Source organism: Capnocytophaga sp. oral taxon 324 str. F0483 (assembly GCF_000318315.2).
Lineage (GTDB): Bacteria > Bacteroidota > Bacteroidia > Flavobacteriales > Flavobacteriaceae > Capnocytophaga > Capnocytophaga ochracea.
The window spans coordinates 35,659-45,182 of record NZ_KB291515.1 but is presented as its reverse complement, the minus strand read 5'-3'; the positions used below and the strand labels follow the sequence as shown (position 1 = coordinate 45,182).

Genomic DNA, 9,524 nt, shown 5'->3' with positions numbered 1-9,524 from the left:
TACAGTTTTGGTTTTAAACTTTGCCAAAGTTGATTATTAGTATTTCTGGTATTATTGGCATTTACCCCATTTGCTAATTTCCTCATTCTCTCATTTTCTAATTTGCTAATTTTCCCTCAAAAACCCAACCAACCTCTCCCCATTTCACAAGGCGCAGCCTTGATTTTGTTTAAATTTTGTTTAATTTCTGAGGCACAGCCTCATCCCTTTAACCCAAGCACACACACCATTTCCTCATTCCCTCATTCCCTCATTTCCTCATTCCCTTATTTCCTCATTCCCTTATTTTGTACTAAACACATTGTTAAAAATTGTAAATAGATTATAATATGCGTCTCACGCATAACAACTTTACCAAAACCGCCATATCTTTGCCCCGAGTTTTTAAAGTAAGTGCGCATAGCTTAAAAATACTCAAATAACTAAATGCTTAATTTTAAATTTTTAAGAAAGATGAATTTAAAAAGAACCCAACAAGTAGAAGCTCAAGGAGTGAAGAAACTTGACAGTTTTAAAGGTTTTCAAGAACTTAATACTAAGGAATTAAGAGAAGTTGAAGGAGGAGAAGGAGATGGATATCCTTTCTTTAAACTCACAGGTGTTTTAGATGGTATTCGCCATAATACCCATCTTTATCTTTTTGGATTAAAAGTTTTTTAAACCTATTATTTAGAGTAAAGGCTTCTAGAAGCCTTTGCTCTTCATTTCTAATTTATGAAAAATATCTTATATCTTTTACTTTTTTATATTGGAGCTGTAAAAGCTCAAAACATCACACTTTTAGATAGCCTTACTCATTACCCTATTTCAGCTGTCGTTATAGAAAATAGCAAAGGTGAGATTAAGGGAATTTCTAATGATAAAGGGCAAGTAAACATATCTAATTCATCAGATATTGTTTATACGTCCCACCTCTCCTATGAATCTAAAAAGTTAAATGTAAAAAATTTAAAAGAAAAACAAGAAATATTATTATCTCATAAAATCTATGAGTTGCCAGAGGTTATTCTTAGCAAACAACAACCTGATTATATTTTGTTAAAGTGTTATATTCGCACTTATCAATATGCTGATAGCATTCCTATATATTATACAGAAGGTTGGATAGATTTCTATCTTCCTAAAAAAGGAAATAAAATACAATATAACATTATTGCTATTAAAGCTTACGAAAACACAAAAAGCAAAAAATTACAAGTTCTTAAAAAAAGTCCTCTCTTTATGGGGAATAATGGTTTGTTCGACTTTATTGCTAATGAGCATTTCCCTTTGGATAAAAATTATTCTCTGAAAAAGAAAAATGAGCAACAGTATAGCATTGTTTATCGTCAACAAGAAGGTGCAGGAAATATAGAAAAAAAGAATAATGAATACATCTGTTATTTGAATGCCTTATTCCCAAAGGATAGTATTAGGGGCTCTTTTGCTGGAAGAACAAATGTAATTAAGCATAAAGATGTCTACGAAAAATTCCCTGCAAGTATAGATTTTGAAGCAATTAATAGTACAGATTTTAGTATATATCGTTGTCTGATTGATATAAAAACCACATTCAAAAAAGACGCTATTTCTTTAACAAATATTTTTGAGATATATCCTTTCTTAAAGGAAGAAAAGAATAAATCCGAAGTGAAAAATGTAACTCTTAAAAGCGATTTTGGTAATTTTTTTCATTCTTTTAATACAACATATTTTAAGGACAAACAAACTCCTCTACAGCTATCCTTGTCTTTTGAAAGTCTTTTAGAAAAAGATTTGGTTCTTTTACCTGAGAAAAAGAAGTAGCTTTCCTTTACATAAATTATTTTGTAGTAAAACTTAATTGTAATTAAATATGAAACTAACAACGTTATCATTATTTCTCTTTACTCTCACTACATTTGCTCAAAGCAAAATAGTATCCAATAATGGCACACCTATCGAATACGTAAACATCGGCATTGTGGGCACTCACAAAGGTACAATTAGTGATGCACACGGCAATTTCTCCTTAGAAAAATTACAGCCCAAGCCTACTGATAGTATTTACTTTTCACATATTAGTCACGAAAGAAGAGCTATCTGTGCAAAAGACTTTCAGAATAACAAACCTATTGTCCTTACAGAAAAAGAAATAATGCTTGCGCCTATAGATGTTTCAGCAAAAACAAAGCAGCTAAAAACTTTAAAGGGAAAAGGAATTCGTTTTGTAGGGGCTACACTATATTTCACACCAGAAGAAATGAAAGAGCAAAAGGAGATTCCTCAAACCATTGGCGATTTTGTGAATCTCAAAAATAATTGGGTAGCCACTGAATTTCATATTACTTGTATTAAAAATAACACTGAAAAAGCAGTCTTTCGCCTAAACTTTTTTCAGATGAACCAGCAAGAAATGAGTCCTCTTACTGAAAAACCTATCTATATCACTATTCCTAAAACAGAAAGTAAAATAGACGTAGTGGAAAAATTCAGAGTTCCTATCCCAAAAGGAAAAATATGGATAGAGTTACAACCTATAGATATACAAGGAGAGGAAAAAGCTCGCATTGTTTTCCCAGCTTCACGTTCTTTAGGCTATGCTCGCTACGATACTACTTTCGAGAAAATTCCTTTGGGTGCAGGACTTTCTTTTGCCATAAAAGGGTATTCAGAATAACCTAATAAATAAAAACTCTTTTATGAAACACCCTATTTACCTTACTATCCTCCTGCTCCTCACAGCAATAATGGTTGCTCTGCCCTTTATCAAAGTGCCTATATCAGTATCGGCACGCGGGGTGATACGTTCCAATTTCGAGGATACAGAACTTACTGCCCCTACAAGTGGTAGGGTAGTAAAGTGCTTTCTCTCTCAAAACAACCAAAACGTCCAAAAAGGTGACACCTTGCTCATTATCACTACAGAACTATTAAACACACAGCAACAACTTGTCAGTACTCAACAACAAGACTACAACGCACAATTACAAGACCTTACTGCATTAGTCTCTCACAAAAATACACCCCTGCAAACACCACAATACGCCCAAGAAAGAACCGCTTTTTTGGAAAGAATAGGTCAGTTGCAAGTACAATTATCCTTAGCTAAAAAGGAACTCAATCGTGCCAATCAGCTTTTTAGTAAAGATGTAATCGCTAAAGCTGAGTATGAAAAAATATACTATCGTCACGAAGAACTCTTGCGCCAAGTGCAAAGCACCCAGCAACAACAATATGCACAATGGCAAGCACAGCGTACAGAAGTAGAACGTAAATTGCAGTCATTGCAATCAGACGAGAAGCGCCTCAGCCAAGAACAACAAAACTATGTGGTAATAGCACCCATCACAGGTACTATTGCACAGTACAAAGGCATTCGTCAAGGCAACTTTCTCTCTCAAGGGCAAACTATTGCTACTATCTCTCCCGAACAAAACCTCATAGCTGAGTGTTTAGTCTCTCCAAAAGACATCGGTTTTATACACCCCTCGCAAAAGGTACGCTTTCAAATAGACACTTATAATTATAACCAATGGGGGTTGCTCAACGGTAGTGTAAAGGAAATAGATAAAAACTTAGTAGTAAATGAGCAAACAGGCGAAGGCTTATTTAAAATACGCTGTGGAATCAGCAAAGGTTATTTACAACTGAAAAATGGCTATCGTGGTAATATAGGTAAAGGAATGAGTTTTACAGCTCGCTTCTATCTTACCAATCGCACCCTTTGGCAACTCCTCTTCGACCGCACCGACGACTGGTTCAATCCTAATATAATTTAACGTCAGTTCAATATATACAATATTAATTTACAATTGCCTTTTCATTACTGTTCCGTGAAATTCCTCAGCTAAAGCTGAGGAATTTCACGGAACAATGATGTTTTACAAAAGAATCATCTGTGCTAAATCCGTCTAGCTCGCTCCTATCTGTCGTGCTATAGCTTGTTTGATTTGTTGCAATTTGTTTAATCTCTCTCCCGAAGGCAGATTAAACTATTATTATCTCTCTGCAACCACGGCATAGTATCTATTCGTAAAATACCGCAATAACGGACGTAAACCTAACTTCTTCACAGGGTGTGTCCATTTCTCTCTATAAATAATACGAAAGCCCGCTTTCTCTACCAGCATATCCAATTGCCAATCTTCAAACTCGTGATAATGACAGTCGCGAGGGTCAGACGTATTGCGGTAGGCTTTGGCAAACCAAAGGCGCAAGGGCACAGTAATGAGTACTCTTTTAGTAGGGAGATTCTGCAAAACTGCCAAAGGGTTTACCAAGTGCTCTAAAATTTCCAAAGCTACTGTAAAATCAGCCTTAAAGGCTTGTAGGGTGTGTGATTCAAAATCCAAATCCTGCCCCGTAGTGTTGAGCACAGTATAGCCTTCTTGTTGCATTACTGCCGAAAAAGGATTCTCCACCCCCACATCGAGGATAATGCTTCCCTGAGGGGCATATTGTTTGAGAATACTCAAAGTTTTTTGATAGCGTTTTTTAGGAAATATCTTGTACATAATTTACATAACAATTAACAAGGAGAAGACCCCTTTGAGCCACAAATTTCGCCAAAGTTTGCGTCGCCTCACCTTTTACCTTTTATTTACATACCCAGCTGTGAGCCCTCGCTGGCTTTACCTTTTACCTCTTACCTCTTACCTGATTCTAGTGTGCATCGAGCCAGTTATCCCCTACCCCTAAGTCTGCCACAAGCGGAACAGCAAGGTTAAAAGCGCTTTCCATTGCTTCTTTAATCAGAGGCTTAACGATATTGAGCTCTGTTTTAGGTACATCAAACACTAACTCATCGTGCACCTGCAAGAGCATACGGGTTTGAAGTTGTTGGCGAATCAACTCGTGCTGTATGCGTATCATCGCAATTTTGATGATATCCGCAGCCGAGCCCTGTATCGGGGCATTCACAGCGTTGCGCTCAGCTGCTCCGCGCACTACTTGGTTACGAGAGTGAATATCGGGTAGATAGCGACGCCTTCCCAATACGGTCTCTACATAGCCGTGTTCTTGAGCAAATTGTATTTGCTTACTGATATAGTTTCGCAGATTGGGATACGTAGCGTAATAAGTGTCTATCAATTCCTTGCTCTCTGAACGACTCAAATTGGTTTGAGCCGAGAGCCCAAATGCCGATACACCATAGATAATCCCGAAGTTCACTGTCTTGGCGTGACTGCGCTGTTCGCGAGTTACCTCTTCCAAAGGCACGTGGAACACTTTGGCAGCTGTGGAACGGTGAATATCCTCATTGCGGAGGAATGAGTCAATCATATTATGTTCTTCGCTCAGGGCAGCGATGATGCGAAGCTCTATTTGCGAATAGTCGGCAGAGAGAAGCACATAATCAGGATTGCGTGCGATGAACGCCTTGCGCACCTGCTGACCGCGAGGAGTGCGGATAGGAATATTCTGCAAGTTAGGATTATTACTGCTCAATCTACCCGTCGCAGCTACCGTTTGCATATAGGTAGTGTGTACACGTCCAGTGAGTTTGTTCACCTCCAAAGGCAAGGCATCTACATAAGTAGATTTCAGCTTCTGTACTTGTCGCCATTCAAGTATATCGGCTACTATCTTATGCTTAGAAGCAAAGGGGGCTAATACTTCTTCGGAAGTAGCATACTGACCTGTTTTCGTCTTCTTAGGTTTGCTGTCAATTTTCAGTTTTTCAAAAAGAATATCACCTAGCTGTTTCGGCGAAGCCAAATTGAAGCTCTCTCCTGCCTGCTCGGCTATAGTGGCTTCGAGTTGTGCAATATCAGCATCCAAGGTCTTAGCGTATTCTTTTAAGAAGGGTACATCGAGGTTCACTCCTTCGCGTTCCATAGCGGCTAACACTTTTATCAAAGGTGCTTCCAAATCAGTATAGATTTTCTCAGCGTTCACTTTGGGCATTTCTTCCTTAAATACGTTTTTGAGTTGCCACGTAACATCAGCATCTTCCACGGCGTATTCCTTCACTTGGTCGAGTGGAACAGTACGCATAGAGCGTTGTGCCTTACCTTTACCTATCAAACTCTCAATAGCAATAGGTGTATAGTTCAAATAGGTTTCACTGAGGATATCCATATTGTGGCGCATATCCGGATTCAGCAAATAGTGGGCTATCATAGTGTCGAAGAGTGCGCCTCGCACCTCAATGTTGTAGTTTTGCAATACTTTAAGGTCGTATTTCAAATTCTGACCTACCTTACCAATACGCTCATTTTCAAAGAACGGACGGAAAGTTTCAAGCAGTTTTGTTGCTTCTGCTTTATCAGTAGGGAAAGGTACGTAATAACCTTTATGAGCCGACCAGCAGAAGGAAATCCCTACCAATTCGGCTTCCAGGGCGTTCACACTGGTCGTTTCGGTATCAAAACACACTTCGGTTTGTTGCAATAAATTCTGCAAGAGCAGTTGTTGCGCCATTGGGGTATCGGCTAATTGGTAGAAGTGAGGTGTGTTAGTGCTGTTCTTCTTCTCGCTCATTACCTGCGGTTGTGCAAATAGGTCGCCTTGCGTAAAGAGACTTAACTGCCCCTCTGTGGGCTTATTCCCTGTAAGTGGCGGGGGTGTTGTTGTCATCTGGGGCTGATACGTTCTGAGAAAGTTCTGCAATAACTGACGAAATTCTAACTCTTCAAATATCTTCCCTACCGCTTCAAAATCGGGTTCGGACATCGCAAAGTCTTCTTCATCAAACGTTACAGGCACGTCCAGCATAATGGTAGCCAACTGTTTAGAGAGGATTCCTTTTTCCTTGTTGCTCTCTATATTCTCGCGCAGTTTGCCTTTCAGCTGGTCAGTATGGGCGAGAAGGTTTTCCATAGAGCCAAAGTCGGCAAGTAGCTTTTTGGCGGTCTTCTCGCCTACTCCTGGGAGTCCAGGTATATTGTCTACCGCATCACCCATCATTCCGAGGAAGTCTATTACCTGCAAAGGATTTTGTACCTCAAATTTCTCTTGTACTTCTTTTACGCCCCAAATCTCCACATCGTTACCTCCGCGCGAAGGTCGGTATATAAAGATATTATCACTCACAAGTTGTGCATAGTCCTTATCGGGCGTTACCATATACACTTGGTAGTTCTGCTTTTCAGCTTGTTTAGATAGTGTCCCGATGATATCGTCAGCCTCATAACCCTCTTTTTCGATGATAGGAATATGCAAGGCTTTCAAGATTTCGTGAATATACGGGATTGCCAACCGAATAGCTTCGGGCGTTTCCTCCCGATTGGCTTTATAGTCGGCAAAGAGTTCCGTGCGCCCCACACTTCCTCCCTTGTCGAAAGCCACAGCAAGGTGGTCGGGCTTTTCTTTTTTAATTACTTCTAAAAGAGAGTTCATAAAGCCCAAAATAGCCGACGTGTTCAACCCTTTGGAGTTGATACGCGGGTTCTTGATAAAAGCGTAGTAACCCCTAAAAATAAGGGCATAAGCATCGAGTAGGAAAAGCCGTTTTTTCATTCATTAAATAATTTATCCTCCATTAAGCCAAAAACATCAAGCATACTCCCTCTTAAATTCGCTAATTCCCTCTTCGAAGATAGCCAGCGAGCTGGCGTAGCTGGGTATGTCTATTTAGCGTCTCTAAATTCCCCTCTTTGAGAGAACTGGGGGAGGTTATCTCTTTAAGAGGATTAGAGAGATGTTTATACTATGAGCATACTTCACTTTAGCGTCTCTAATTCCCCCTTTGAAGGGGGTTAGGGGGATGTTTATACTATGAACATACTTCACTTTGGCGTCTCTAATTCCCCCTTTGAAGGGGGTTAGGGGGATGTTTATACTATATCAAAAAATGTATTTTTTAGTACTTTCTTAGTTTCTCCCCAACCTAGTAATACCTACATTTTTGCGCAAAGGTAGTAAAATAATTGTAATTTCCCATTTTATTTGTACTTTTGTCCCGAATATAAATTAACCTTTAATAATTAATCATTCACCATTATGAAAGTATCTGTTGAACTTACTTTTAGCCCGTTGCAAGACGATTACGAGCGTCCTATCATTCACTTTATTAAGAAACTGCGCGCCTCTGGGCTCATCGTACAAGAAAACCCTCTCAGTACCCAAGTCTATGGCGAGTATACCCAAGTGATGAATGTTCTCACCACCGAGATAGAAGAAGCCCTCGACTTAGTAGAACGCGGACTGATGTACGTGAAAATCGTAAAGTCCGACCGCCACGAGTATAAACCTTTCTTCTAAGTAAAGCCAGCGAGCAAGCGTAACTGAGTATCTGATATGGAAGCGTTTTTCAATTGGTTTTTTAGTCAGTATCAAGGAGTCCCTACCCATTTAGTGGTTTTAGAAATTATAGGTGTGTTCTTTGGGTTCCTCAGTGTTTGGCTGGCTAAAAAAGGAAATATATGGGTATACCCTACGGGTATCATCAGCACGGTGTTATTTGTATACCTGCTATGGCACTACGTGCTGTGGGGCGATATGCTTATCAATGCCTATTATACAGCGATGAGTATCTACGGATGGATACTATGGGCAAAGAACGCCCAAGACAATGTGATTACTATCTCCGCTACCACCCGTCGCGATTGGCAAATCTGCACTCTTTTAGGTGTTTTTAGCTTGGTTTTTGTCACTGCGGTATACTACCTGAAACCTTACATCAAAAACAACTTTTCTATGCAGGGAATCTCCTTAGGATTCCACAACTTCCTCCCTACCGAATATGTCGATGTCTTTACCACCTCCATTTTCTTGATAGGAATGTGGCTAATGGCAAAACGCAAAGTAGAAAACTGGGTCTTTTGGATTCTCGGCGACCTCATTTCAGTACCTCTCTACCTCAAAAAAGGAATGCTATTCACCTCCTTTCAGTACTTTTTATTCACCATTATTGCCATTATGGGCTATAGAGAATGGAAACAACACTTGCGCAACGAGACAGCCCGATAAAGCGTATCGCCTTTGTAGGTCCTGAGTGCACCGGCAAAACCACTCTTAGTCGTACTCTTGCCCAGCAGTTCCAAACCGTATGGGCTGAGGAGTATATGCGCACTTACCTACAACACAAGTGGGACACTCAGCATCTCACCTGCACGTGGGACGACCTCCTACCCATCGCTCACGGACAAGTTTCTCTCGAAAACAAACGTATCCAGCAAGCCAATGAATATTTGTTCTGCGACACCTGTCTGCTCGAACTAATGGTCTATTCTTACCTCTACTATGGCAAATGCAACCCACAAATAGAGCGCGCAGCCCTCACACATCATTACCACTCCCTTTTTCTCACTTATGTAGATGTTCCTTGGCAACCCGACGACCTCCGCGATAAACCCCACGAGCGCGAGAGCGTATTTGCCTTTTTTGAGCAACATCTGAACGCTCACAGCATACAATACCATATCCTAAAAGGCTCCTTAGAGGAACGCATCGCCCAATGCACCAAGATGCTAACCGCATAACATCTTCTCACAAGCCCCCTCTATCCGACCCCCTTCCTACGACTCCTCCCCGCCAAACAACTATTTTCGTCCCTACATTCCTCTTTTTCCTCATCACTACATTCCCCATTTACTAATTTTCTAATTTGCTAATTCCCT

The 9,524-nt window shown here is 40.1% G+C and carries 9 protein-coding genes; 7 read left to right on the top strand and 2 right to left on the bottom strand.

Annotation, left to right across the window (positions count from 1 at the left end; translation table 11 throughout):
* Positions 1 to 453 precede the first annotated feature (453 nt).
* From HMPREF9072_RS05000 to HMPREF9072_RS04985, 4 genes are read left to right on the top strand one after another with little or no spacing between them, the layout of a single operon-like run.
* Entirely contained in the window at positions 454 to 660 is a 207-nt protein-coding gene (locus HMPREF9072_RS05000) for a bacteriocin (RefSeq protein ID WP_034566190.1), read from the top strand.
* Between the two features lie 54 nt (positions 661 to 714).
* Positions 715 to 1,785, top strand: a complete 1,071-nt coding sequence (locus HMPREF9072_RS04995) for a hypothetical protein (protein WP_009410840.1) — start codon at positions 715 to 717, stop codon at positions 1,783 to 1,785.
* A gap of 49 nt (positions 1,786 to 1,834) precedes the next feature.
* Positions 1,835 to 2,638: a carboxypeptidase-like regulatory domain-containing protein gene (locus HMPREF9072_RS04990; protein ID WP_009410839.1), complete on the top strand. Its 804-nt coding sequence runs from the start codon at positions 1,835 to 1,837 to the stop codon at positions 2,636 to 2,638.
* Positions 2,639 to 2,660: 22 nt separating this feature from the next.
* Positions 2,661 to 3,740 (top strand): HlyD family secretion protein, encoded by a 1,080-nt coding sequence (locus tag HMPREF9072_RS04985; RefSeq protein WP_009410838.1) that lies wholly within the window; start codon positions 2,661 to 2,663, stop codon positions 3,738 to 3,740.
* 219 nt (positions 3,741 to 3,959) lie between these two features.
* Here the strand turns inward: HMPREF9072_RS04985 and HMPREF9072_RS04980 are convergent, their stop codons facing one another.
* Both HMPREF9072_RS04980 and polA read right to left on the bottom strand, forming a co-directional pair.
* A complete protein-coding gene (locus HMPREF9072_RS04980; protein ID WP_009410837.1) occupies positions 3,960 to 4,475 on the bottom strand; it encodes a hypothetical protein in 516 nt (171 codons plus the stop codon).
* A gap of 148 nt (positions 4,476 to 4,623) precedes the next feature.
* On the bottom strand, positions 4,624 to 7,422 hold the full coding sequence (polA, locus tag HMPREF9072_RS04975; protein ID WP_009410836.1) for a DNA polymerase I: 2,799 nt from the start codon (positions 7,420 to 7,422) through the stop codon (positions 4,624 to 4,626).
* A 483-nt stretch (positions 7,423 to 7,905) separates the two neighbouring features.
* On the opposite strand from polA, the gene HMPREF9072_RS04970 reads away from it, so the two are divergent.
* Genes HMPREF9072_RS04970 through HMPREF9072_RS04960 form a run of 3 tightly spaced genes read left to right on the top strand, consistent with a single transcriptional unit; the run spans position 7,906 to position 9,386 of the window.
* Positions 7,906 to 8,166 carry a thiamine-binding protein gene (locus HMPREF9072_RS04970; RefSeq protein ID WP_002674885.1) on the top strand — a complete coding sequence of 87 codons (261 nt, stop codon included), beginning with the start codon at positions 7,906 to 7,908 and terminating at the stop codon, positions 8,164 to 8,166.
* 36 nt (positions 8,167 to 8,202) lie between these two features.
* The gene (gene pnuC / locus HMPREF9072_RS04965) at positions 8,203 to 8,874 is read left to right on the top strand and encodes a nicotinamide riboside transporter PnuC (RefSeq protein WP_009410835.1); all 672 of its coding nucleotides are present in this window, start codon (positions 8,203 to 8,205) and stop codon (positions 8,872 to 8,874) included.
* Complete coding sequence (locus HMPREF9072_RS04960) at positions 8,838 to 9,386, top strand: AAA family ATPase (RefSeq protein WP_009410834.1); 549 nt, start codon at positions 8,838 to 8,840, stop codon at positions 9,384 to 9,386. The genes pnuC and HMPREF9072_RS04960 overlap by 37 nt, the downstream gene beginning before the upstream one ends.
* The last annotated feature ends 138 nt before the right edge of the window (positions 9,387 to 9,524 follow it).

Bases quoted from the DNA above. Each gene is read 5' to 3' on its own strand.
- HMPREF9072_RS05000 (WP_034566190.1), top strand. From the start codon at position 454: ATGAATTTAAAAAGAACCCAACAAGTAGAAGCTCAAGGAGTGAAGAAA.
- HMPREF9072_RS04995 (WP_009410840.1), top strand. From the start codon at position 715: ATGAAAAATATCTTATATCTTTTACTTTTTTATATTGGAGCTGTAAAA.
- HMPREF9072_RS04990 (WP_009410839.1), top strand. From the start codon at position 1,835: ATGAAACTAACAACGTTATCATTATTTCTCTTTACTCTCACTACATTT.
- HMPREF9072_RS04985 (WP_009410838.1), top strand. From the start codon at position 2,661: ATGAAACACCCTATTTACCTTACTATCCTCCTGCTCCTCACAGCAATA.
- HMPREF9072_RS04980 (WP_009410837.1), bottom strand. From the start codon at position 4,475: ATGTACAAGATATTTCCTAAAAAACGCTATCAAAAAACTTTGAGTATT.
- polA (WP_009410836.1), bottom strand. From the start codon at position 7,422: ATGAAAAAACGGCTTTTCCTACTCGATGCTTATGCCCTTATTTTTAGG.
- HMPREF9072_RS04970 (WP_002674885.1), top strand. From the start codon at position 7,906: ATGAAAGTATCTGTTGAACTTACTTTTAGCCCGTTGCAAGACGATTAC.
- pnuC (WP_009410835.1), top strand. From the start codon at position 8,203: ATGGAAGCGTTTTTCAATTGGTTTTTTAGTCAGTATCAAGGAGTCCCT.
- HMPREF9072_RS04960 (WP_009410834.1), top strand. From the start codon at position 8,838: ATGGAAACAACACTTGCGCAACGAGACAGCCCGATAAAGCGTATCGCC.